The organism is Streptomyces sp. BB1-1-1, assembly GCF_031597775.1.
GTDB classification, from domain to species: Bacteria; Actinomycetota; Actinomycetes; order Streptomycetales; family Streptomycetaceae; genus Streptomyces; species Streptomyces thinghirensis.
The window spans coordinates 8463019-8485198 of sequence record NZ_CP134203.1; the positions used below are offsets into that span (position 1 = coordinate 8463019).

The 22180-nt window shown below is 70.0% G+C and carries 22 protein-coding genes and 1 pseudogene; 9 read left to right on the forward strand and 14 right to left on the reverse strand.

Annotated features, from left to right (window positions below):
- Positions 1-87 precede the first annotated feature (87 nt).
- Complete coding sequence (locus RI578_RS38915) at positions 88-966, forward strand: MFS transporter (protein ID WP_310875505.1); 879 nt, start codon at positions 88-90, stop codon at positions 964-966.
- Positions 967-1400: 434 nt separating this feature from the next.
- Here RI578_RS38915 and RI578_RS38920 read toward each other — a convergent pair whose 3' ends face one another.
- From RI578_RS38920 to RI578_RS38940, 5 genes are all read right to left on the reverse strand, one after another.
- The gene (locus tag RI578_RS38920; protein WP_310875506.1) at positions 1401-1667 is read right to left on the reverse strand and encodes a hypothetical protein; all 267 of its coding nucleotides are present in this window, start codon (positions 1665-1667) and stop codon (positions 1401-1403) included.
- A gap of 362 nt (positions 1668-2029) precedes the next feature.
- Entirely contained in the window at positions 2030-2752 is a 723-nt protein-coding gene (locus RI578_RS38925) for a cation transporter (protein ID WP_310875507.1), read from the reverse strand.
- Positions 2752-3087, reverse strand: a complete 336-nt coding sequence (locus RI578_RS38930; RefSeq protein ID WP_310875508.1) for a metalloregulator ArsR/SmtB family transcription factor — start codon at positions 3085-3087, stop codon at positions 2752-2754. Before RI578_RS38930 ends, RI578_RS38925 begins: the two co-directional genes overlap by 1 nt.
- 566 nt (positions 3088-3653) lie before the next feature.
- Entirely contained in the window at positions 3654-4556 is a 903-nt protein-coding gene (locus tag RI578_RS38935; RefSeq protein WP_310875509.1) for an MBL fold metallo-hydrolase, read from the reverse strand.
- Between the two features lie 49 nt (positions 4557-4605).
- Positions 4606-5910, reverse strand: coding sequence for an MFS transporter (locus tag RI578_RS38940; RefSeq protein WP_310875510.1), 1305 nt, complete (start codon positions 5908-5910; stop codon positions 4606-4608).
- A gap of 134 nt (positions 5911-6044) precedes the next feature.
- On the opposite strand from RI578_RS38940, the gene RI578_RS38945 reads away from it, so the two are divergent.
- The 5 genes from RI578_RS38945 (at position 6045) to RI578_RS38965 (ending at position 11590) form a co-directional block, all read left to right on the forward strand.
- Positions 6045-6254 (forward strand): hypothetical protein, encoded by a 210-nt coding sequence (locus RI578_RS38945; protein WP_310875511.1) that lies wholly within the window; start codon positions 6045-6047, stop codon positions 6252-6254.
- Positions 6241-7632, forward strand: coding sequence for an amidase (locus RI578_RS38950; RefSeq protein WP_310875512.1), 1392 nt, complete (start codon positions 6241-6243; stop codon positions 7630-7632). Before RI578_RS38945 ends, RI578_RS38950 begins: the two co-directional genes overlap by 14 nt.
- 164 nt (positions 7633-7796) lie before the next feature.
- Complete coding sequence (locus RI578_RS38955) at positions 7797-8375, forward strand: TetR/AcrR family transcriptional regulator (protein ID WP_310875513.1); 579 nt, start codon at positions 7797-7799, stop codon at positions 8373-8375.
- Positions 8376-9370: 995 nt separating this feature from the next.
- Positions 9371-10561: a S1 family peptidase gene (locus tag RI578_RS38960; RefSeq protein WP_310875514.1), complete on the forward strand. Its 1191-nt coding sequence runs from the start codon at positions 9371-9373 to the stop codon at positions 10559-10561.
- 111 nt (positions 10562-10672) lie between these two features.
- Positions 10673-11590: a hypothetical protein gene (locus tag RI578_RS38965; RefSeq protein ID WP_310875515.1), complete on the forward strand. Its 918-nt coding sequence runs from the start codon at positions 10673-10675 to the stop codon at positions 11588-11590.
- Between the two features lie 29 nt (positions 11591-11619).
- On the opposite strand, the gene RI578_RS38970 is transcribed toward RI578_RS38965, so the two are convergent.
- The 3 genes from RI578_RS38970 to RI578_RS38980 form a co-directional block, all read right to left on the reverse strand.
- Positions 11620-11793 (reverse strand): hypothetical protein, encoded by a 174-nt coding sequence (locus tag RI578_RS38970; protein ID WP_310875516.1) that lies wholly within the window; start codon positions 11791-11793, stop codon positions 11620-11622.
- Between the two features lie 210 nt (positions 11794-12003).
- Entirely contained in the window at positions 12004-13044 is a 1041-nt protein-coding gene (locus RI578_RS38975; RefSeq protein WP_310875517.1) for a terpene synthase family protein, read from the reverse strand.
- A gap of 1163 nt (positions 13045-14207) precedes the next feature.
- Complete coding sequence (locus RI578_RS38980) at positions 14208-14618, reverse strand: helix-turn-helix domain-containing protein (RefSeq protein WP_310875518.1); 411 nt, start codon at positions 14616-14618, stop codon at positions 14208-14210.
- Positions 14619-14710: 92 nt separating this feature from the next.
- Here RI578_RS38980 and RI578_RS38985 point away from each other — a divergent pair, with 92 nt between their 5' ends.
- Positions 14711-15550: an NAD(P)H-binding protein gene (locus RI578_RS38985; RefSeq protein ID WP_310875519.1), complete on the forward strand. Its 840-nt coding sequence runs from the start codon at positions 14711-14713 to the stop codon at positions 15548-15550.
- A 174-nt stretch (positions 15551-15724) separates the two neighbouring features.
- Here the strand turns inward: RI578_RS38985 and RI578_RS38990 are convergent, their stop codons facing one another.
- From RI578_RS38990 to RI578_RS39015, 6 genes and pseudogenes are all read right to left on the reverse strand, one after another.
- Positions 15725-15880 (reverse strand): hypothetical protein, encoded by a 156-nt coding sequence (locus RI578_RS38990; protein ID WP_310875520.1) that lies wholly within the window; start codon positions 15878-15880, stop codon positions 15725-15727.
- Between the two features lie 713 nt (positions 15881-16593).
- Positions 16594-17112: a zeta toxin family protein gene (locus tag RI578_RS38995; RefSeq protein WP_310875521.1), complete on the reverse strand. Its 519-nt coding sequence runs from the start codon at positions 17110-17112 to the stop codon at positions 16594-16596.
- Positions 17113-17242: 130 nt separating this feature from the next.
- Positions 17243-17347, reverse strand: a pseudogene (locus RI578_RS39000) (helix-turn-helix domain-containing protein); the annotation flags it as partial.
- A 146-nt stretch (positions 17348-17493) separates the two neighbouring features.
- Positions 17494-19086, reverse strand: a complete 1593-nt coding sequence (locus tag RI578_RS39005; RefSeq protein ID WP_310875522.1) for an MFS transporter — start codon at positions 19084-19086, stop codon at positions 17494-17496.
- 119 nt (positions 19087-19205) lie between these two features.
- Positions 19206-19430: a hypothetical protein gene (locus RI578_RS39010; protein ID WP_310875523.1), complete on the reverse strand. Its 225-nt coding sequence runs from the start codon at positions 19428-19430 to the stop codon at positions 19206-19208.
- A gap of 88 nt (positions 19431-19518) precedes the next feature.
- A complete protein-coding gene (locus RI578_RS39015; RefSeq protein ID WP_310875524.1) occupies positions 19519-19710 on the reverse strand; it encodes a hypothetical protein in 192 nt (63 codons plus the stop codon).
- 95 nt (positions 19711-19805) lie between these two features.
- On the opposite strand from RI578_RS39015, the gene RI578_RS39020 reads away from it, so the two are divergent.
- The gene (locus tag RI578_RS39020) at positions 19806-20390 is read left to right on the forward strand and encodes a helix-turn-helix domain-containing protein (protein ID WP_399062903.1); all 585 of its coding nucleotides are present in this window, start codon (positions 19806-19808) and stop codon (positions 20388-20390) included.
- A 141-nt stretch (positions 20391-20531) separates the two neighbouring features.
- Complete coding sequence (locus tag RI578_RS39025; RefSeq protein ID WP_310875526.1) at positions 20532-21380, forward strand: methyltransferase; 849 nt, start codon at positions 20532-20534, stop codon at positions 21378-21380.
- Positions 21381-22180 lie beyond the last annotated feature (800 nt).

Sequence of the window (22180 nt, forward strand, 5' to 3'; positions counted from 1 at the left end):
TCGCGTCACCATCGCCGCCCGCTGCGAGAAGGCCCAGGTCGCCCCCCCCGCGCCCTGTACGACCGCACCACCAACAAGGACGCCCACTTGCTCGCGGTCTACGAGCACGGCATCTCCCGGATCGTCACCGACCAGAAGGTCTTCGGCGCCCCGGCCTCCTGGCAGGTCCTGGACCCCGGTGAACTGATCGAGAGGGCGGTCACCCACCTCACCGGTCTCTTCCGCCGCCACGCGCCTTCCTCCGGCCGATCGTGCTGCTCTCCGGTGCGCAGCAAGGATCCGCTGATGCCGTTCCGGCTCTTCCGCAACCGCAGCCTGAGCGTCGGCATGACCGTGACCTTCATCTACATGGCCACCTTCGGGACCCTGCCGTACTTCCTGACCGTCCTCATGCAGAACGTCCACGGCTATAGTGCCTTGGAAACCGGGCTGGCCTTCCTCGTCCCGTCCGTGGCCATCGCCACCGGCACCCAGCTCGGTGAACGTCTGACCACCCGCCTGGGCACCCGCACCACGCTGATCGCGGGCTTCGCCGTCGGTGCCGTCGGCACCGCTGTCCTCGCCCTGGGGTTCGATGCCGACGCCACCTACACGACCGCGCTGCCGGGCCTGATCCTGTCCGGCATCGACCAGGGCATCGTCTGGACCGCCATGTGGATCGCCGCCTCCACCGGCGTCGCCCCCAACGAGCAGGGCATCGCCAACGGCATGGCCTCCACCACCCTCAACATCGGCAACGCCATCGGCCTGGCCGTCCTGACCGCCATCGCCGACGTCGGCACCGACGGCAAGGCGGGAGATGCCCTTCAGACATGCCACCGCGGACGGGGAGTTCCTCGTCGTCCTGCTCACCGCGGCGGGCATGCTGATCGGGCTTCTGATCACGACCGGTCTTCCTCGCAAAACCACCGCACCCACCCAGACCGCCGCAGAGGACTCTGTCCTCACGGCGCGGTGAGCAGCTGAAAAAGGGGGACTTGTGCCGGCCTTCCCCCTCCCGGCGCGAACCCGGTGCCCGCTCACCGCGAGCTGCCTCCAGGAACGTTCCAGTTCCCGGAGGCAACTACTCGTTGGGTCCCGGTGCAGAATCTGCCGCAGCCCTCCTCGCCGGACACCGCGATGCAGCAACCGTCACACCCCCAGCGGCCGACACCAGATGACACCGCTGAGCGCCGGCAAGGGCGGGAACCGCCGAGAGGGACCAGTCCGCTGTTCGCGAGGCCGTCGAGCCACTAAGGTTCTCGCAGATCCGCGGGCCCCGGAGCGGATCGCGCCCGCGTACGACAGAGGCGACCACCTGCACCCGAAGGACGTCGGGTAGTACCGGGCCATGGCCCGCGCGGTGGAACTGGGCACGCTGTGAGCACGGTCGTCCGGGCCCCCGCGGGGGCCGTGCCTCGCTACGACGCTGCCGGGGCGCCGCGCAGTACGCCGGAGATCCGCAGCAGCTTGCCCTGCCGGTTGCTGACGTAGATCAGTCCGTTGTCGCGGTCCAGCCCGATGCCGCTGACGTTGCCCAGGCCGTCGGCCACGATGCGCTGACGGCCCTTGGCCTCGCCGTCGGCCACGACGACCTCGTGCACCTTGCCGCCGACCGAGTCGCAGACGTACGCGCGGCCCGCGCCGTCCAGCGCCACGCGGACGCTGCACCCGAGACGGGTGGCCACGGTACGCGGGGTGGCGCCGTCTGACGTCAGGTCGACCTCGTACAGCCCACCGACCTGGGCACGCTGGCGTCGGTCTGCGCGTAGAGGGGTCATCGCGAGCGAGGTGGCGAAGATCCAGACCGACCAGGAACGACCGGAGGAGTTTGGCCGGTTCCGTCATCGGCCCCGCGTGCTGCGCGTCCGCGGCGGCCTGAAGGTCGGACCCCTGCCGCCGGCGCCGTGAGGGCACGGTCAGGTTTTTGGGGTGGTGGGCGCTATGGGTGGTGATCAACAGGTGCGGGCTGGGAGAGACGGGGCAGCGGCGGGCACTTTCGCTGAGCCAGTCGGTGTCTCGCCAGGGCCCACAGCGTTAGGTGATGCGGTCAGCCACAGCAGTCGCAGCCGGAGCGGCAATCACAGGTGTCGGTCTCCTCGGCACCGGTGGGCGGCATTGCTGCGGCCGGGGCCGCGCAACAGCCCTTGCCCTGCCAGGCGTCGCGGCCTTCCTTGGCGGCGATGGCGGCGATGACGAGGGCCGCGATCGGGTCGGCCCAGGACCAGCCGAGGGCGGCGTTGAGGACCAGGCCGACCAGGAGCACCGCGGACAGGTAGGTGCACAGCAGCGTCTGCTTGGAGTCGGCGACCGCGCTCGCGGAGCCGAGCTCGCGGCCTGCCTCGCGCTGGGCGTAGGAGAGGAACGGCATGACCGCGAGGGAGAGGGCGGCGATGACGATGCCGGGAATGGAACGCTCGGCCTCGCCGGTACCAGCCAGCGCGCGGACGGCGTCAACGCTGACGAACGCGGCGAGCGCGAAGAACGACACCGAGATGATCCGCAGGGTGCGCCTCTCCCTGGCTTCCCGGGTCGGGTGGTCAGAGGCGGAGAACTGCCAAGCGACCGCGGCGGCGGAAGAGACCTCGATGACGGAGTCGAACCCGAAGCCGATCAGCGCGGTGGAGGAGGCGATCGTCCCAGCGGTGATCGCGACGACCGCTTCGATGACGTTGTAGGTGATGGTGGCCGCGACCAACAGCCGTATCCGCCTGGCGAGGACGTCGCGGCGGGCCGGGGAAGGGGCTTTGCCGATGGATATCCCGGCGGCCATCAGCAGCAGCCCTTCTCGTCCGCGTCCACACACGTCCTGTCGGCTTCAACGGCGACCACGGCGGTGCGCAGGTCGTCCAGCGCATGCCCGAGACGTTCATCGGCGAGCTCGTAGCGGGTGCGCCGGCCCACCGGCACCCCGACGACCAGGCCGCAGTCGCGCAGGCACGCCAGGTGGTTCGACAGTCGGGTCCGGGAGATGTCCAGGGCATCGGCCAAGTCGGCGGGATGGGCCGGGGCTTCGCGCAGGGCAAGGAGGATCCGGCAGCGGATCGGGTCGGCGAGGGCGCGGCCGAACCGCGCCAGCACCTCGATGTCAGCAGCGAGAGTCAGCACACCACGACAGTACACGCATGGCTGAATTCACAAAACCTTGCACTGTCGGTGCCTGTTGGGCTTCCGCATCACTCCAACTCTGATGGCAGCGGTCCAGGTGCCCTGTCACGGGACAGTGGTGCGCCCCAGGTGCCCCGATGCCGTCCATGCGCTATGTGGCTTCGCCCGATAGATGGCCAGCGGCGGACAGAGGAGCGCAGGTCACCCCGCCCCTCCCCGACGAGGCCCGGCAGCGAATCACACAGGACATGCGGGCCGGGCGCAGCGGTCTCAGCAGGAGGGTGCCTGAGCTGCGACAACCACGAGCTGGTCTGTGACGTTCTCACCGCAGCCACCCGGACGTGTCGGTGGAGCTGTGTTTCCGCTGCGGTAAGACCTGCCCCGGGCTGAAATCCTGCCTGCGGTGCAACCGGCGCTGCCAGCCACATAGCTTCCTGGCCAGGCCAGGGCTGGGCGCAATCCGTCCGGGGCCGGTTTCGCCGGTGCGTCCGTCGGGTGATCACCACGTCCAGCTGGTCCGGGGGCTGGGCCATACCTGCGGTGACCGGGACGGCGTGGCAACGGCGTCAGGAAGCAGGGACGGGTTCCAGCCGGTAGGCGTCCCCGTGGGTGACCACGCGGCCGGCGGTGGGCGGTGCGAAGTGGGTGCCGAGGAGGAGGGTGTCCGTGCCGGCGAGGGAGCCGAGCAGCTCGCGGCGGGTGGCCTCGGACTGTCGCGGATCGATGTCGACGCAGGCGCCGATGACGGGGTGGGCGAGCTGGACGGGGTGGTGGACGCAGTCGCCGGAGATCAGCGCCGTCTGACCCTGGCTGGTCAGTTCCACGGCGACGTGGCCGGGGGTGTGGCCGGGCGTCGGGATCAAGCGCAGGCCGGGGGCGATCTCGGCCCCCTTGTGCGGGACGTCGACCGTGCTCAGCAGACCCGCCTGTTCGACCGGGATCACGGAGTCGCGGAACATCTGTTCGCGTGCCTCCTCCATGTCGTACGTGGCCCAGAACTCCCGCTCGGCGCGGGAGGTGAGGTAGCGGGCGTTGGGGAAGGTGGGGACCCATTCGCCGTTCACGTGCCGTGTGTTCCAGCCGACGTGATCGGCGTGCAGGTGAGTGAGAACCACCAGGTCGACGGAGTCCGGGGGGAAACCGGCGGCGCTGAGGCGCTCCAGGAAGTCGGTCCGCAGGTTGTGCCAGGCCGGGTTGGCGCGCTCCTTGCCGTTGCCGATGCCGGTGTCCACGAGAACGCGCAGCCCGTTCGCGACGAAGGCGAAGCTGTGGCTGTCGATGTGCAGGATTCCGTCCTGGCCGGCGAAGTGGGGGTGCAGCCAGTCCTGGGCGGTCACCACCTCGGGGGTGGCGTCGGGCAGCAGCCAGGGTCCGGTCGCGGGCGGCAGGGCGACTTCGTCGATGCGGTGGACGGTGACGCCGCCCACGCTCCAGGAGGGGATGGGGGTGGCGGCGGGGGAGGTGCGCATGGTGCGTCGTTTCCTTGTTCTTTTCAGCGGAGGTGGTCGGTTGTTCTCTTCAGGGGGAGCGGTCGGCTTCGGGATGGGCCGCCCCGCGTCGTGACGCGGTGAGTGGCGCCAGGGCCGCCAGGGCGAGGAGAGCGGTGGTGATGGCGTAGGCGTGTGAGGCGGTCCCCAGTCCGTAGTGCTGGGTGGCGGCGCCCGCGGCGACGGCGGGCAGGCTCATGGAGAGGTAGCTGAGGATGTAGTAGGCGGCCAGTGTCGCGGCGCGGTCCCGCTCGTCGAGCGAGGCGAGGAGCATACGCAGCGCCCCTTGGGAAACGGCGCCGAAGGCGATGCCTGCCAGCACCGCGCCGCCGTAGACGGCGGGCAGCCCGGCGCCGTGCAGACCGCTCAGGGTCAGCGCCGCGGCGGGCAGGACGGACAGGCAGCCGCCGATCGCCGTGGCGTAGGGCGGCCTGTGCCGCAGCGCCCATACGGTGAGCGCGGCGGTGGCGCTGAGGGTGAAGAAGACCATGCCGCGGGCTGCTTGCGGGGCGTCGGGGGCCACCAGGCGTACGAGGGCCGGGCCGAGGGAGGAGTAGAAGCCGCCCAGCGCCCAGACGGTGCCGACGGCGGCGCCCGCGGCCAGCAGGGTGCGGCGGGCCGGGGGTGGGACGCCGACCCGCGGGCGCAGCGACCGCAGCGCTCCCGCGTGGCGGTGGGCCGTCTCCGTGGTGAAGGTGGCCGCGATCGCCTGGGCGAGGAACAACGCCGCCAGCGGTACGTAGACGGTGACGGTGGGGGCGGGGGCGAAACTGACGAGCAGGGTGGAGACGAGCACGCCGGTGGCCATGCCGGCGACCGGGGTGACGCTGTTGGCCAGGGCGGACCGGCCCGGGCGCCGGGCGTTTTCCAGGTCGAGGAGCGCCGCGCCCGCGGCGCTGGTGGCCGCGCCGGTGGCCGCACCTTGCAGGACCCGGGCGATGGCCAGGGAGACAGCGCCGTCCGCTGAGGCCAGAAGGACCATGGAGGCGGCCGCCATGAGCAGGGCGCCTGCCAGGACGGGGCGTCGCCCCAGGTGGTCGGAGAGCGCTCCGGTGGTGAGCAGGGCCAGCAACAGGGCCAGGGCGTACGCGCTGAAGACCACGGTGACGGCGAGCGCGGAGAGGCCCCACTGGTCCTGGTAGAGAGGGTAGAGCGGGGTCGGAGCGCTGGACGCGGCCAGGAGGGCCGCGAGTATCGACACGTCGAGGGCGAAAGAAGCCGTGCGCCTCTGCGTAGACGTACGGGTGCGGGTGGCCTGGCGAGCGACGTGCGCGGGTGCGTCGGAGTTCGCGGATGCGTCGGCCATCGCTTGTACGTCGGAGATGACGCCGGGCATGGGACTCCTTCTGTAAATGCAATGGATTTGCGTTAACCCGACCGTAGGCCCTACGTTCGGGTTAACGCAAACCGTTAGCTTTTGGTGTGGAGTGCTGGAGTGCCTCGTAACCACGCCTCTGATCAGGAGAAACTGTGCCCTCCGTTGAACTCACGCCGCCCGAGGCCGCCCGCTGGGCCGCCCGTGCCGGACTTCCGCTGCCCGATGACCGCCACGCCGCGGTTGCCGCCACCGCCCAGCACATCCACTCCGTCGTCGCGGTCCTGCGTGAGCTGGACTTCGGGGACACCCCGCCCGCCGGCGCCTACCGCGCCGGAAAGGAGAAGCGCGATGCAGCCGTATGAGCTGACCCTCGCCGACGCCGCGCAGCAGATCAGGGCCCGCCGGCTGTCCCCCGTCGAGCTGGTGGACTCGGTCCTCGACCGCATCGAGCAGGTGGACCCGCACGTCGAGGCGTACGTCGCGGTCACCGCCGAGCAGGCCCGCGGCGCGGCGCGGGAGGCCGAGCAGGAAGCGGCCCGCGGCGTGTTCCGGGGGCCGTTGCACGGCGTCCCGGCCGGGCTCAAGGACCTGATCGACGTCGCCGGTTCGCCCACCAGCGCCAGTTCCCGGGTCCGGGCCGGCCACCGCGCCGCCGCCGACAGCACGGTCGCCGCCCGGCTGCGGGCCGCAGGCTCCGTCCTGGTCGGCAAGACCCACACCCATGAGTTCGCCTACGGCCTGACCACCCCGCAGACCGGCAACGCCTGGGACCGCGGCCGGGTCGCGGGAGGCTCCAGCGGCGGGTCCGCCGTGGCGGTGGCGGCCGGGGCGGCGACCTTCGCCCTCGGCACCGACACCGGCGGGTCGATCCGGGTTCCCGCCGCGCTGAACGGAGTCGTCGGCTTCAAGCCGACCTACGGGCTGGTGCCGCGCCACGGCGTCACGTCGCTGTCCTGGTCGCTGGACCACGTCGGTCCGGTCACCCGCACCGTCGAGGACGCGGCCCTGGTCCTGTCCGTCCTCGCCGGGCACGACCCGCGCGACCCCGCTTCGCTGGACACCCCCGCCGTCGACCACCGGCCGGAACGGGAGCCGGACCTGGCGGGCGTGCGCGTCGGGGTGCCACGCAACTACTACTTCGACCGTGTCGACGCGGAGGTGGAGAACGCAGTCCGCCGGGGCATCGCGCAGTTGGAGACGCTCGGCGCCCAACTCGTCGAGATCGACATCCCGATGACCCGGTACATCCAGGCCACCCAGTGGGGGCTGATGGTGCCGGAGGCCACCGCCTACCACGAGGGCACACTGCGTACGGTCCCCGAGCTGTACCAGGCGGACGTCCGCATCCTCCTGGAGGCCGGTGAGCTGATGGGCGCGGGCGACTATCTGCGTGCCCAGCGTTCCCGGACGCTCATGCAGGAGGAATGGGCCCGCATCCTGGAGAAGGTCGACGTGATCGCCGCCCCGGCGGTCCCTATGACCGCGGTGAAGGCCGGTCAGGAGAGCGTCACATGGTCCGACGGCTCGACCGAGGCCGTCTCCGACGCCTACGTGCGTCTGTCCTCCCCGGCCAACATCACCGGAGTGCCCGCTCTGTCCGTCCCGGTGGGCCACGACACGGCGGGCATGCCGATCGGCATGCAGCTGCTCGGACGGCCCTTCGGCGAGCGGCAGCTGCTGCGGGTGGGCCACGCCTACGAGCGGACGCAGCCCGCCCGATCGCTCGCGCCGACCGCCTGAGAGCGGTGTGCGGGCCGGACGGTTCCGGCCCGGCCCCTATGCCGTTCGGCCGGTCGGGATCAGGACCGGATGCGCGCAGCGGGGAGACCGGCGAGGAGGCCCTGACGCGGCCGTCGAGCCGCATGCTCCTCCTAAACGCAATAACCGTGCTTTAAGGTGGAGTCATGAGTCGTAAGCCGATGGTGCGCCCCGGCGGGCGCAGTGCACGGGTCCAGGCTTCGGTGCACGCCGCTGTCCGCGAAATCCTGTCGGAGCGGGGCCGCGACGCGGTGACCGTCCCGCTGGTCGCCCAGCGCGCCGGAGTCACCCCCTCGACGATCTACCGCCGCTGGGGCGACCTGCAGGAGCTGCTGTCGGACGTCGCGGTAGAGCGCCTGCGGCCCGACACTGAACCGGAGAGCCACGGCGACCTGCTGTCCGACCTGACGGCCTGGGCCGAACAGTTCCTCGACGAGATGTCGTCCCCCTCCGGCCGCGCCTACATCCGTGACGCTCTGCTCGGCGACCCGGACGGCAGCAACGCCGGTCAGTGCTCGGCCTACGCGGCCGAACAGGTCGACGTCATGCTCGCCCGCGCGATCGACCGCGAGGAGAACACTCCCGACGTCGAGACGGCGATGGACCGCCTGGTCGCCCCCATCATGTACCGCATCCTCTTCCGCCCGGCCGGACTCGACGCCGCGTACGCCCGTCGGCTCGTGACCGAGCTCCTCGACGCGGGCCAAGAACGCCCCCTCCCATGATCCACACTCCTCGCGGCCCGCGCGCAGGGATACCGCCCGGATGCAGCGTCGCTCATGCCTGCGGGCTAGTGGTCCGGGGGGATCACCGAACAGGTCGGTATACGGCGCCGCGGCGTCCACGACCTTCTCGCCGAGGCTGGTGAACTGCACGGGGGTGCTTGACTCCGCCGGGGACCAGGAGCTCGCCGCCCAGATCCTGTTCCAGCTTGCGGATCCCCAGGGGCACCGTCCCGGATCGAGGCCCGCGTCGCGGGCGAACGCCGTCACGGCCACAGCCCGGTCGCGGTCCGTGGGAGGAAGGCCGCCTCGTCTTCGACCGTCTCCACGCCCGGCTGAGGTGGCGCGGCGCGGCCACGGCCCGGGCCTCACAGGAGTGGCCGGCCCACTGTGCATTACGGCCGCCAAACGCCGCGAACGCGCCCGCATACGCAGCGAGAAGGGCACCCGCTGGGGCGGATGGCCGCTGAAGACGGCCTGATCAGCGGCGTCAGGTATCACGGCGGTCTCAGCGGTGAGTGGCCGTCGGTGGCCGCACTCGATCTCGGTGCCTTCGACGTCCGCGACGTAGCAGTGACTCCCGTTGGAAGGCACTGTCACCGACCCGCACCGGTAGTCCACCTGGAAGGGCTCGTTGCCATGCGTCGCCCCGTGAGGCGGCTCGTCTTCGATGGCTGTGGAGACGCTGGTTGTTGAACCAGCCGACCCATCTCGCGGCGCCAGAAGGCCCCCTCGGGTGCTACTCCACTAACTCCTGTTGGCTGAGCTGGGGACGCGATTCAGGTTGGCGGCGCCCCACCCGCTACGCATCCCGTCCCACGGCGCGGACCTATACAGTTTTGAACCATCTCTGTTAAAAACCCTCGCTGCTCCGGGCCTTGATGAGCCGATCTCCGCTCGGCCAGAGTCAAGGCGTGGCGACCATCCCCCAACTGTCGCCACCAGGCAAGCAGTCGCCCTCTGCTGCGCGACCTTGCCTGCTACTGGAAGGAATCAGTGTGCGCATTTCGCGTAAGTATGCCTTCGTCGCCGCAGCCGGCGTCCTTCTCTCGGTTTCCGCCGTGAGCGGTGCCCAGGCCCAGGACACCGGAACCGCCCCGCGGTACCAGCCGGAGATGGTGCAGGCGCTCGCCGCATCACTCGGAGTCAGCGAGAAGGCCGCCGTCGAGCGTCTGGACCAGCAGGCGACACAGCAGGCCAGACTGGCGAGCCTGACCAAGAGCGGAATATCGGCCGACGGAGCCTTCGTCGACGCCGCCGGCAAGCTGACCGTCAACGCCGACGACACCGCAGAGGCCAAGAAGGTGGAGAAGGCCGGACTGGCCGCCCGGGTCCCCGCCCGGGGCCAGACCGAACTGGACCGGATCAAGGCGAAGCTGGACACGCTCGCGGTCAAGCGAGTGCCGGCCGGCGTGGCTTCCTGGCGTGTCGACCTGGTCTCGGACACCGTAACGATCGAGGTCAACAGCGATCGTGGCACCGCCGCCAAGGCCTTCCTGACCGAGGCCGAGAAGTACGGATCCGCGGTCAGGATCGTGCGCGGCCGGGAAGAACTCGTCCCGCAGGCGGTGATCTACCCCGGCAGTCAGATGACCTTCAACGGCTTCGTCTGCTCCGTCGGTTACGGCGCCCACGACCGGAGCGGCAAGCAGTACCTCGTCACCGCCGGACACTGCGTGCAGGACCTCCCCGTGCTGTCCTACGACAACGCGCGCTTCGCCAAGGCCACGGACACCCGGTTCGCGCTCGGCTCCCGCAGTGTGGACATGGGCGTCGCCGCCATCGACGCCGGCAACTCCATCGCCACCAGCGTGGGCACCTGGGGCAACAGCAGCCCGGTCGCCGTCAGGGGCAGCCAGCGTGCCGCCTCGGGGGCCGCGCTGTGCAAGTCCGGCCAGACCACCGGTTGGACCTGCGGCAAGGTCGAGTCGTACAACGTCAGCGTGACGTACACGGACCAGAACGGCGGCCCCGACACCGTGGTCACCGGCCTCGGCAGCTCCACCGTCTGCACCGAGGGCGGTGACAGCGGCGGCGCCTACGTCTCCGGCAACCAGGCCCAGGGCCTGACCTCCGGCGGCCCCACCGGCCAGCAGTGCACGGGAGGTGTGAACTCCCGCGGCTCCTCCTACTTCCAGCCGTTGGACGACGCGCTCAGCTACTACGGCCTGACGCTGAACACCAACTGACCTCCGCCCGCTTTACGGATGACCAGGGACCGTTCACCGGCTACGGTGGGCGGTCCCGTCGGCGGGCGGTCCGGTCGCCGGCAGGGGGCAGCACTCCCGTGGAAAGAAGTCATGCCGACCAGCTCGAGCCACGATCACTGTGGAACCGAAACGAACTTCGCCCTCGCCCTCCGAGATGCTCTGCGGCGCCGCGGACTGCCCCTGGAGCGGATATGCGGCCGCCTGCAGGCGCAGGGCATCAACGTGAGCGTGGCCACACTCAGTCACTGGCAGCGTGGACGCAGCCAACCCGAGCGCTCCCAGTCGCTGCAGGCCATCGACGCTCTGGAGCCCATGCTCGGCCTCGAGTCGGGCACTCTGCGCTCCCTGCTCGGACCCCACCGCCCCCGGGGCCGAGCCCTGGCCCACGATCCCACCGCCGCCCGCTGCGTCTACGGTGACAAGTCCGACCTCGAGCAAGCCCTCGGCGAGGCATTCGCCCACTTCAACGCCGACACCCAACTGCTCGTCAGCCACGAGACGATGACTCTGGACGAGCACCGCTCCATCCGCGAGATCACCGTGACCAACGTCCTGCGCGCGGTCAGTGCCGGTGCCCGGCAAGTCACCGTCGTCCACTTCCTGGACGCGCAGCCGTCCGACGACGTCGACATCGTCGTACGCAACGGGGAACTGACCGGCAGACAATTCGTGCCGGACCTGTGCAGCGTGGTGGCCGACATCTCCTTCGGCCGGCCCCTGGCCCGCAACGAGACAGCGGTGGTCGACTACACCATTCGTATCGGACGCACGTCCATGACCTCGCACTCGCACGAGCGCCGTATCCGGGACCCGCTCCGGTCCTACCTGCTGCACGTACGGTTCCATCCGCTCGCGCTCCCGGCACACTGCCACTACTACTACCGGGAACGGCTCGGCGACGAACCGCGTGACCGTCACCGGGTGGAACTGGACGCCTCCCACGCCGCTCATGTGCTCCCCGCCAAGTGCCCGCCCGGGGTGTACGGGCTCGAGTGGGAACGGGACTGAACCGGGACGCTGGATTCCGAGACCGGCACTCAGGTGCGGGAAGCGCCGCCGATGGTCAGTTCGACCTCGTCGCCGATCGGGGTCAACGCGCGAACGACCCAGGTACGGCCGCCGATCGACGTGCCCGCCCCGGTGGTGTAGGCCGGGACAGCGAGGACGAGACCTGCCTGATGCTCCGTCGACAGCCGCGCCTCTGCGATCACCGCGTCCAGTGGAGTGGGCCAGCGGGAGGAGGGCCACGGCAGCGGCACCTATCGGCCGGCCTGGGGCGCTTCTCGTAAACGCGGGCGGTGCGGCGGTCGGAGTGGGCCAGCGCCAGGCCGAACCGGTCGGGAAATTGCTGGACTTGCTGCTCGCCGTCAGTAGTCGGACGCAGGGCGACTCCGGCACCGGCGGTGCTCGGCCAGGAGGCTTCAGACCACCGGTTCAGTCATGTCTGGCACCGCGAGGGGGGTCTGTCTGCTCTGTTCGGGGATGTAACGGGACGTCTCGGTGTACCAGGCCAGCGCACCCTGGCTCATGATCTTCACCTTGCCGATGACGTCTTGCACCTGTTGGAGATCCAGGGCGGACAGATGAAGGTCCATGACGCGGTCGGGAAAGACGCGTTCAAGGTGGAGGAACTCTGTGATCCTGGCTGCGATGGTGCGGGTGACCTGGCGCTCGGCGTCCGCGGGGGAAAGCCCCTGCCGCCGGCACAGAAGACTGACGGCGTTGTAGGTGTCGCTGGCTGCGTCGTCCCGATCCGCTCCGACCAGGTCGTTCTGAAGGATCATGACGCTGAACGCCGTCTCCAGCACGTCCTGCCAGGCGGTGGTGCGGCGCACCGCATGCGGAACGTCGAAGCCGAGAGCGCCCTCGATGTAAGCCACGTCGACGATGAGCCCGATCGTCTTGTACCGGCCCCGCAGGTACTCGCAGTGCGTCGACAGCTCCAGGTCGATGTCCGGCATGCGGTGCAGACGCTCGTTGAGTGCCTCAAGTCCGAAGCCGTAAAGGGCGTCGATGCTGCCGGCGGCGACCTGCTCGTAGTAGGCGTCGCTGCCGGCGGCGGCTGTGCGTCGGCAGAGGTCTGCCAGGGAACGCAGCAACGGCTGACCGGAGTCTGAGCCACCGGTCGGTACCGCGCTGTCCCCGGCGCACCGCAGCACGTGTTCCATGTCCATCGACAGCTTCAGCCACTGATCGCAGTCCATTTGCGGTGCGACATCGTCCACGTAGGTCCACCAAGACCACCAGCACGCGAGCAACAGGCCGTAGTCGAAGCTGGTGTACGGATAACAATGGCTGGGCCATGCCCCCACCCGCATGCCCGCATACCTGGCCCGTAGCTCAGGGACGGGAAGCAGGCCCATGTCACACATCCACGCCAGTGACTGGGACTGGATTTCTTCGACGTGGGGATGGCCCACGACGGGCGTGCCGGTGAAAGCGGGAATGTCCCCGATGACCATGGAAAACCCTTCGCCTTCTACTTCCCGTCCCTGACGCTCTCGCGCGCACAAGCGCGACAGATCACGCCTGAGCGCGTGTCACGACCAACGATGACAGCGGCAGCCAGCCGAGGGGCGCAAGAACGTCGGCTCGTCGGAGTGAAGGTACGCAGAGAGCACGCACGAGCTCCGTACCCCCACGCGGCCAGGTCCTCGCCCCCCGCGCCGCATTGCTGTGGAGCAGACACCAGACCCGCGCGGCCACGGCCCATGGGAACCGTTGTGCCGCCGCCGGCACGTCCTTCGTCCAGCGTCGGCACGGGGGTCGGGGTCGGTTCCTCCACCGGCGCCTCTGCCCGGACGGGCAGACCCAGCTTCAACCAGATGGGGCGCCGGTCGCGTGTACCACTGGTGCGGCGATGCCGACGGCCAGGTGAACTTCTCTGCACGTAACGGCAGCTGGCGCGTCCATCGCCGGCCGGAGATGGCGCCTAGCGCCGGCCACCACGGCGCGGCACAGGGACTGCTCGGGGGCAGGGGGCTACTACTCATCCGGTACTCACTCAGGCCGGGGGAGTGGTGCCCGCTGGCCATGAGTACGGACGCGCCCCCCCCCGCGAACGCGGAGAGGCAGCGCTCAGTGAGAGCCGACGGCTCGCCGCACCACTCCTCGCAGGTGCTGAAGCCTCGAGCAGCGACGATCACCGGCAGCCACGGTCCGGCGGATCGAGGACGTGGTCGCGGAGAGAGTGACCTGTTCTGCTCGGTCTCGCGGGCCGGGCGACCGGCGGCCCTCCCGCAGGACCGCGACGAGGAGGGCGGTGCGGCGGCCCGCGCTACCCACCCACCGACGCAGTACGGCCGCGCTCCGGTGGGATTCCATCCACCGCGTGCAGACAGCGGCTGACCTGGACACGCAGGGCCCCGGCGAGGTCTTTCGTGGCCAAATCTCACGAGCGATGGCCAAGCGATGGCCTATCTGACACGAATCTGAGACTGACCGGTCAAGCCGCTCACTCGTACAGGTGATTGGGCGCTGCTTCTGGTGCCCCTGGTGGAAGCTCGCTGACGCCGTGGGCTCACGGGGCATCGCTCGTGGGCTTGGAGGTGTGCGGTGGGGGAGATCGCCGCGACAGCGAGCGTTCGGCGGCAACGCGGCGCTGTTGTCGAAGACCGGGATTGGGCTACGGCACCCGTTGATCTTCTGCGGTCGGCTTGTCCGTGGCAGACGTCCTGCTGGCTGCCAGCCGCTGGGTGATCCGGTCGAACAAGTCCGTCAGTGGCTCACCGAGATCCTGGCCAAACTCAGTCAGCCCGTAGGTGACTTGTGGTGGCGTCGTCGGCTCGACCTTCCGCCAGACCAGGTCGTCCTGGACCAGTGCGCGCAGTGTCTGAGCGAGCATCTTCTCGCTGATGTCCTGGATGCTGTCGCGCAGCTCGTAAAACCGAAGGTCGGTGCTCCGCAAGGCGATCAGCACCCAGATACCCCACCTGCTGGTCACGTGGTCGACCACGTCGCGCGCAGGGCAGTCGGTGTGAAACACCTCATACCGGTTGCCCGCCTCGGCCTGCGTCAGCTGCGCACCTTCCCTCATGTCTGGAGCTTACCTCTAGGTATGTTCTTACAAAAAGTAAGTCTGCCTTCTAGCGTCAATTGCCGCAGTGCACAACGGACTAGGAGCTGAACATGATCGTGGTGACCGGGGCTACCGGGAATGTGGGCCGGCCTTTGACGCAGGCCCTGGCCAAGGCGGGCGAGCAGGTGACGGCGGTGTCACGGCACGCGGCGGCAATGCCGGACGGAGTCCGGCACGTGCCGGCTGACTTGGCCGAGCCGCAGAGCCTCGCCCCCACTTTGGATGGGGCGAAGGCGCTGTTCCTCCTACTGTCCGGCGACCTGCACGCCCCCGAAGCCAGGCTGACCGACCTCATCGACGTGGCCACTGCAAGCGGGGTCCGCCGAGTCGTCCTGCTCTCTTCGCAGGGCGTGGCGACCAGGCCGCTCGGCCCGTCGCGGATCGCGATGCGCGCGGTCGAGGACGCGTTGAGAGAGTCCGGCCTGGACTGGGCCGTCCTACGACCGGGCGGCTTCGCCTCCAACGCCTTGGCGTGGGCGAAGTCCGTTCGCACGCAAGGGACGGTCTCCGCACCCTTCGGCGATGTCGGGGTTCCGATCGTCGACCCGGCGGACATCGCCGAGGTCGCTGCGGCCTGCCTGCTGGACGACCGGCACACTGGCGGAATCTTCGAGCTGACCGGGCCCGAGGTGATCACGCCCCGTCAGCAGGCGGAGGTCATCGCCGCCGCGCTCGGCTCACCGGTGCGGTTCCACGAACTCACCCGCGAGGAGGCCAAGGCCGCGATGACCCAGTTCGTGCCGCCGGAGCTCGCCGACGACACCCTGGACATCATCTCCGCCCCGAACGCCGCGGAACTGCGGATCAGCTCGGACGTGGAACGAGTCCTCGGCCGCGCTCCGCGTCTTTTCAACGACTGGGTCGCCCGTAGCATCGCCGCATTTCGCTGAGGCACAACTCGGGGCGATGTCCTGTGGACGGCTTCCTGCCGGCCGGCCGCTGCTCCTCGTGGCCGGTCCGGGGATTCGGACGCAACCGTGAGACTGGCCGGCTTGGAAACGGCGTGAGACACCGGGTCCAAGCCGCAGCTCACAGTCTCTGAACAGGACCCGAACCGCGAGAACCTACAGCTGAGCCGCGAGGCTTTTCCCGAGCCCGAGGTCGTCGTGGACGTGGCGCCGATCCTGATTGAGCTTGCGCGCCTCCAGCGCCGCCTGGCCGCATCGGTCGAGGCCGCCGCGCTGCTCCGCGCCCGTGCGCGGAGACATCAATATCGTCAATGGGGGATTTCCATGGCTAAGAGCTCGTAACAGGATCTTGGCGATGTGCCCTGGTCAGGCGTGACCGATGTGATGGCTCCGCCGCTCGTGTCGTGTGACGACTCGGCCTTGCATGGTGGACGACGGTCTCTGGGCACGGATCGAACCGCTGCTCCTGCCCGGGCCCGAGCGGTCACCGGGGCCGAAGCCGGTGGACGACCGGATGTGCTTGCAGGGCATCTTGTACGTCCCCACCAGGACATCGCCTGGCAACTCCTGCCCCTAAAAATGGGCTTCGTCTCCGGACAGACCTGCTTGCGGCGTCCGGCCCGCTGGCAGCAGGCCGGAGTATCGAGAAACTGCACCACCTCCTACTTGCCGAGCTGGACGCGGCCGGCGGACTCGACTGGTCCCGCGCGTGCGTGGACGGCTCTCATGTCCGAGCGAATAAGGGGGAGCTGCGACTGGTCCGTCGCCGGTCGACCGGCGAAAGACGGGCAGCAAGCACCACTTGATCTGTGACGGCAAGGGCACCCGCTGCACGTCATCACCACCGCCGCCAACGTCAACGACATCACCCAGATGCTCCGACCTGGTCGACGGCATCCCGCCCGTCGCCGGACGTCCCGGCCGATCACGACGGCTACCCGAGTCCGTCCTGGGCGAAGGCTCACTCATGATCTTGTTACGAGCTCTTAAGGCAGTCACGACGCCGCTCAGGTAGGACGGGACGATCAGCTCGTCGGAGACCCACCGGTGCTTGGCGGCGAGAGCTGGTGGTGGTCGACGCCCGGTGCGCGCCTTCGCGGCTGGGCGATGCGGCGGACCGGCTCGGGACGCGCGGTGGCCAACCGCGCGTCCCGTGCGACGGCCAGGCGCTCGTCTTCACCCGGCACATCTCGGTGCACACGCACCTCTGCGCGAGCGATGTCGTCATTGAAGCCGGCCGTCTCCCGGGCCGACCACGCGGCAACGCCCGCGAGCGACGGCCTTGTCGGCGGCGGGCCAGCGGCCCACGCGCCATCGACGAACTCGTTGTCGTACAGAGCCGTTGCGTCGCGGGTCACCACGATGATGCGGTCGGCGAACTGCTCGGTCTCGATGACCTCGAGAGTCGTAAGCATGGTCTTCGCGCAGGTGTCGTGGTTCGCCCAGGACACAAATCGGCCGCCCGCTCCGTCGGCGGCCTCGGCGAGGAAGCGATCGAGGATCCCGAACTGGCTCCGCGCCTCCGGCGTCGCGAGTGCGACCACCTCGGTGCGGTGCTGGGAACTGCGGTACGCCACCGACGACGCGCGGCGGCCGCCGAAGCGGTGCGCCAGGCCTGCCGTGCGAGGACTGCGGGAAGGACCAGGCGGCCGGGGCGCCGGGCGCCGAGCTGGTACCCGGCTGCGCCGGGGTGGCGCGCAAGGGACAGCCGAGTCCTCGCAACCGCTCGATGTCGCGGCGGACGGTACGGCGGCTGATCCCGAGACGTTCGGCAAGTTCGACTTCGGTGGGTCCCCGGTGGGTCGTGGTGTCCCGGTGACGTATCTACGTGACGTCGCCGCGTACGGGCGCCGGGCGGCCGGTGCGGAGTGGCGCGCGGCGCCCGCCGGGAGGGGAGTACGTCCGGGAGTCCCGGCGGTCGCAGATCACTTGGAGGGAATGGCCTCGGCGACTTCGCTGTCGGGACGCGGCGCGGGGACGGCGTACTTCGGGCCCCGCAGGGCGACGTAGACGGACAGGACGCCCATGACCGCCACGCCGGCCCACATGGCCTGCTGCCAGCCGTCAACGAAGGACTGCTGGGCGGCGTGCACGAGGTCCTGGGCATGGGAGCCCGCGCCGCCGGATGCCTCAAGGGCGTTGGCGATGCCTTCGCGTGCGGTGTCCGCGGTGTCGGCGGGGAGAGGGTCGAGCTCGTCGTCGATGGCGTTGCGGTAGCCGGCGGAGACCAGGGCGCCGAGCAGGGCGACGCCGAGCGCGGTGCCGAACTCGCGGGTGACGTCGTTGAGCGCGGAGGCGACGCCCTGTTTCTCGCGCGGCAGCGACATGGTGATGGCCTCGGTGGACGGCGTCATCGCCAGGCCCATGCCGACACCCATGGCGATCATGCCGGGCAGGATGGCCGGGTAACCGCCGTCGACGGAGACGAACAGGGCCATCAGGGCCAGACCGACCGCGCCGAGCGCGATGCCGACGGCCATGGTCGAGCGGGAGCCGATGCGGGCGGCCACCTTGGGGGCGGCGCCGGACAGCACCATCATCATGAGGGCCATCGGCATCAGTGCCAGGGTGGACTGCAGCCCGGACCAGCCCAGCACGGCCTGGAAGAACGGGAAGAGGACCACGGCGACACCGGCCTGGACACCGAAGACCACGAGCAGGGTGAGGGAGCCGCCGGCCAGGCCGCGCTCACGGAACAGGCGCACGTCCAGGAGCGAGGCGTCGCGGCGGTGCAGCTGCCAGGCGACGAAGGCCACTGCGGCGACGAGTCCGACGCCGAGACCGGTCAGCGACGCGGCGTCGGTCCAGCCGCGCTCGGGGCCTTCCTGCAGGGCGGAGATGAGGCCGACCACGGCGACCACGGAGATCAGTGCGCCGAGTGTGTCGAAGGGGTGCGTGGAGCGTTCGCGGGAGTTGGGAACGGACTTGAGCGTCATGGCCATCGCGGCGGCGACCAGGACCACGGGCAGGACGAACAACCAGCGCCAGTCCGCGACGTCGACGAGGAGGGCGGACAGGAACATGCCCAGGATGCCGCCGCCGCCGGCGACACCGGTCCACACGCCGATCGCCTTGCCGCGCTGTTCCTCCGGGAAGGTGGAGGTGATCACGGCCAGGGTGATCGGCATGATCACGGCCGCTCCGACACCCGAGACCACCCGCGAGGCCAGCATCACCTCGGCGTTCGGAGCGAAGCCGGCTGCCACGTTCGCGATGCCGAAGACGGTGAGCCCGGTGAGGAGCATGGGTTTGCGGCCCAGGCGGTCACCGATCGCGCCGAGCGGCAGCAGCAGCGCCGCCAGGGTCAGGGTGTAGATGTTGATGATCCACAGAACAGTGCTCTGCGAGGCGTCGAACTCGACCGCGAGGTGGGTCTGCGCGACGTTCAAACCCGATACGGACGCGATGACGGCCATCAGGGCTATGGAGACGGCGATCAGGATGCTGCGCAGCTGACGCGCGTCCGGCGCGCCCATGCCTTTCTCGGCCGCCACCTGGCGGAACGGGTGCGTACTCATATGTTCCTCTCAAAAAGGGCATGTGAATCGAGCGCCGGAACAGGGCCGGTCACCCGGGTGGATGGAGCAGGGGGCAGGGCCTCGTGCGGCTGAAGTGCGAGCCGGTACGGGCCCGGCGTTCAGGCGGTCGCGGTGCCCTGGCCGGTGGCGAGGGCGGCGTCGGCGTCCGCCGCGACCAGCACGGCGTTGATGTGCGAGCCGGCCAGGTCACCGACGGCAGCCAAGGCGCCGAGCTGCGCGGTGAGGTCGGTGGCGTTCCCGGCCACCCACACGCGGGGCACGTCGGTGGTGCCGGCCATGCCGGAGGCGAAGCGGCGCCCCACGACGTCGGGCAGGTCCTCCATCGGCAGCTTCAGCCCGTCCAGCCCTTCGGTACGGTCGTGCGTCCGCGTGGCGACGGCCAGGATGCGACGTTCGACGGCCTGGCCGCCGTCAGGCGAACTCCTGCCACCTCCCGGTTCCGTCCGGGACGACCTCCTGGACGGGTGTGTCGACGACGCGAACATCGCGGGCGGCGAACCGGGCTCGGGTGTCCTTCAGTCCGGCGCCGCCGCCGATCACCACGCTGTCTACGGTCTCGTCCGGCAGGATGCCGCTTTCGTACGGGGCGGTTGCGGTAGCCATGACATCGGCCCTCTCCTTCGAGCTGGCCCGCCTGGTCCCGGGCCTCTGCACACGAAGCTAAGCCCACTATGCAGTACCGGCATACAATGTTGCCCATGACGCAAGACAATGGTGATCTGGACAGCCTCGTACGCAAGCGGATTCGCGCCCTGCGGGTGGCGCAGGGCTGGTCGCTCGAGGAACTGGCCGGCCGTGCCAACATCAGCCAGTCCTCGCTGAGCCGCATCGAGAACGGCCAGCGCCGCCTGGCCCTCGACCAACTGGTCATCCTCGCCCGCGCACTGGACACCTCGCTGGACCAGCTTGTGGAGACCGCGTCCGACGACGTCGTCACCAGCCCGATGATCGACGGAGCCCACGGGCTCATGCGCTGGCCCATGAAGGGCGAGCCGGGCATGAGCGTCGTCCGCCAGCGGATGACCGAACCCCCACCGGACAACCCAGCCCGCATGCGCGCCCACCCGGGGCGCGAATGGCTCGTCGTCCTTTCCGGCACCGCGACCCTCATGCTGGGCCACCGCCGCTTCCGCGTCGAGACCAACCAGGCCGCGGAATTCCCCACCATGCTGCCCCACGCCATCGGTGCGGAGGGAGGGCCGTGCGAGATCCTGGGCATCTTCGACCGGGACGCCCGCCGCGGCCATCAGCGCGACGGCGACAGCGAGCGCACCGGCGACTGAGGCGGAAGCGTTTCACGCACATGACGTCGTGATGCGGTGCGGGCACGGGTGCTTTGCCCAGCTCGCATGCTCTGGAGCCTCCTTCTTGCGTATTCGGGGACAGGTCGTGCCGTACGCGCATGACGGTTCTACTGTGAGGTCATGACCCACACACCCCACGGCCATGACCATCTGCACAGCAGGGACGGCCAAGCGGAGATTCTCGACCTGGACGCCGAAGTCCTGGCCGAACACACGGCCGCCATCACCCAGTGGCTGCCGGTCCAGACGCCCCCGCGCGACGTCGTCGACCTCGGGTGCGGGACAGGTGCGGGCACCTTCGCCCTGCTCGACCGGTTCCCCGGTGCCCGGATCACGGCGGTCGACGCCTCGGCCGGCCACCTGCGACGCTTGCGGGAGAAGAGCTGTGCCCTGGGGGTGGACGACCGCGTGCGAACGGTCCTGGCCGACCTGGACCAGCGCGACTGGCCGGACCTCGGCAGCCCGGACCTGGTGTGGGCGTCCGCATCGATGCACCACATCGCCGACTCGGACCAGACGCTGCGCAACGTGTACGACCTGCTAGCGCCGGGAGGGCTCTTCGCCGTCGTGGAACTCGCAGACTTCCCGCGCTTCCTGCCCGCCGGCGCCCCGAGTGAGCGGCCCGGCCTGGAGGAGCGCTGCCACGCCGCCGGCCGGCAGTTCCACGCCCACCATGTGCCCCACCGCGGTGCGGACTGGGGGCCCATGCTGACAGCCGCCGGCTTCTCCCTCGAAGGCGAACGTACCGTCACCGTCGACATCGAAGGGTCCCGCAATCCGGCGATCGGTGCCTACGCCCTCGGTACCCTGCAGCGCCTGCGTCACAGGGCCATCGACGTCCTGTCGACGTACGACGTCGCCGCTCTCGACCGGCTCCTCGACACCGACAGCCCGCACAGCATCCTGCGCCGCGACGACCTCGCGGTGCGCACCGAGCGCACCGTCTGGGCCGCGCGTCGTAACGGCTGACTGCCTCTTCCGGGCCCGCGTTGCCCACAAAACGCGTTCACGGCCTGGAGGAGACTGGCCCTGGGAGCGGTACCCGCCGCCGGCCGGGTCCGACACCGGTCACCTCGGCCGCGGCTCACCCGGGCCGGACGGACAGATCGGCCTGATCACCCACATCGAGGAGTACGCCAACCTCGTTCCGCAGGACAGCGAAGCTGATCCGCACTCGCCACACAACCGACCCCGACGGCCGACAGACTCCGGTGACCGACTGCGCAAGCAACCAAGGGCGTCGGTGAACGAAGTCGCTCCCTGAGCAGGCCGCCGCCCCCCTCGGTCTCACCGAGCGCTGCCTCGCGGGGATGGCTGCCCCCCGGGCGTGACCGTCCGAGGGCCGTGCGGCCCGTCGGGCGCCTCACGCCCGCTACGACCCACCGCCGGACCCGCGCGGCGTCGACCCCGGCCGAGCGGTCATGGCCGGCTGGTGGCGGGACGTGCGCGATCCCCTGTGTGCGGCCTGCCTGTTCGAGTTGCTCGACGCCTCCTCCTGCACCACCTGGGTGCTCCGGAGCCATCGACCGCCGTTTCCCGGCTACGGCTACGGCTACGGCTACGAGCTGCACGGGGGCTCCGCCCCGGACAGCGCCGATCACCTCTCCTACCGACCGGTTGTTCTCCACCGACGGGGTACCCGGGGCCCTGCCGTCGGCGGACACGCCGGGTCGGCCGACCGAGGCAGACAGGCGCTCGGCGATGCGGACGGGCGAGGGCGTCCGCCTGGATGCTCGCGGGCTGCTGGCCGACGCGAACGGAGTGAGGTA

What these genes read in the sequence shown, in the direction of transcription:
- RI578_RS38925 (WP_310875507.1), bottom strand. Translation starts at nt 2,752, where the DNA reads ATGGCCGCCGGGATATCCATCGGCAAAGCCCCTTCCCCGGCCCGCCGC.
- RI578_RS38935 (WP_310875509.1), bottom strand. Translation starts at nt 4,556, where the DNA reads ATGCGCACCTCCCCCGCCGCCACCCCCATCCCCTCCTGGAGCGTGGGC.
- RI578_RS38940 (WP_310875510.1), bottom strand. Translation starts at nt 5,910, where the DNA reads ATGCCCGGCGTCATCTCCGACGTACAAGCGATGGCCGACGCATCCGCG.
- RI578_RS38950 (WP_310875512.1), top strand. Translation starts at nt 6,241, where the DNA reads ATGCAGCCGTATGAGCTGACCCTCGCCGACGCCGCGCAGCAGATCAGG.
- RI578_RS38955 (WP_310875513.1), top strand. Translation starts at nt 7,797, where the DNA reads ATGAGTCGTAAGCCGATGGTGCGCCCCGGCGGGCGCAGTGCACGGGTC.
- RI578_RS38965 (WP_310875515.1), top strand. Translation starts at nt 10,673, where the DNA reads ATGCCGACCAGCTCGAGCCACGATCACTGTGGAACCGAAACGAACTTC.
- RI578_RS38975 (WP_310875517.1), bottom strand. Translation starts at nt 13,044, where the DNA reads ATGGTCATCGGGGACATTCCCGCTTTCACCGGCACGCCCGTCGTGGGC.
- RI578_RS38980 (WP_310875518.1), bottom strand. Translation starts at nt 14,618, where the DNA reads ATGAGGGAAGGTGCGCAGCTGACGCAGGCCGAGGCGGGCAACCGGTAT.
- RI578_RS38985 (WP_310875519.1), top strand. Translation starts at nt 14,711, where the DNA reads ATGATCGTGGTGACCGGGGCTACCGGGAATGTGGGCCGGCCTTTGACG.
- RI578_RS39005 (WP_310875522.1), bottom strand. Translation starts at nt 19,086, where the DNA reads ATGAGTACGCACCCGTTCCGCCAGGTGGCGGCCGAGAAAGGCATGGGC.
- RI578_RS39010 (WP_310875523.1), bottom strand. Translation starts at nt 19,430, where the DNA reads ATGGAGGACCTGCCCGACGTCGTGGGGCGCCGCTTCGCCTCCGGCATG.
- RI578_RS39015 (WP_310875524.1), bottom strand. Translation starts at nt 19,710, where the DNA reads ATGGCTACCGCAACCGCCCCGTACGAAAGCGGCATCCTGCCGGACGAG.
- RI578_RS39020 (WP_399062903.1), top strand. Translation starts at nt 19,806, where the DNA reads ATGACGCAAGACAATGGTGATCTGGACAGCCTCGTACGCAAGCGGATT.
- RI578_RS39025 (WP_310875526.1), top strand. Translation starts at nt 20,532, where the DNA reads ATGACCCACACACCCCACGGCCATGACCATCTGCACAGCAGGGACGGC.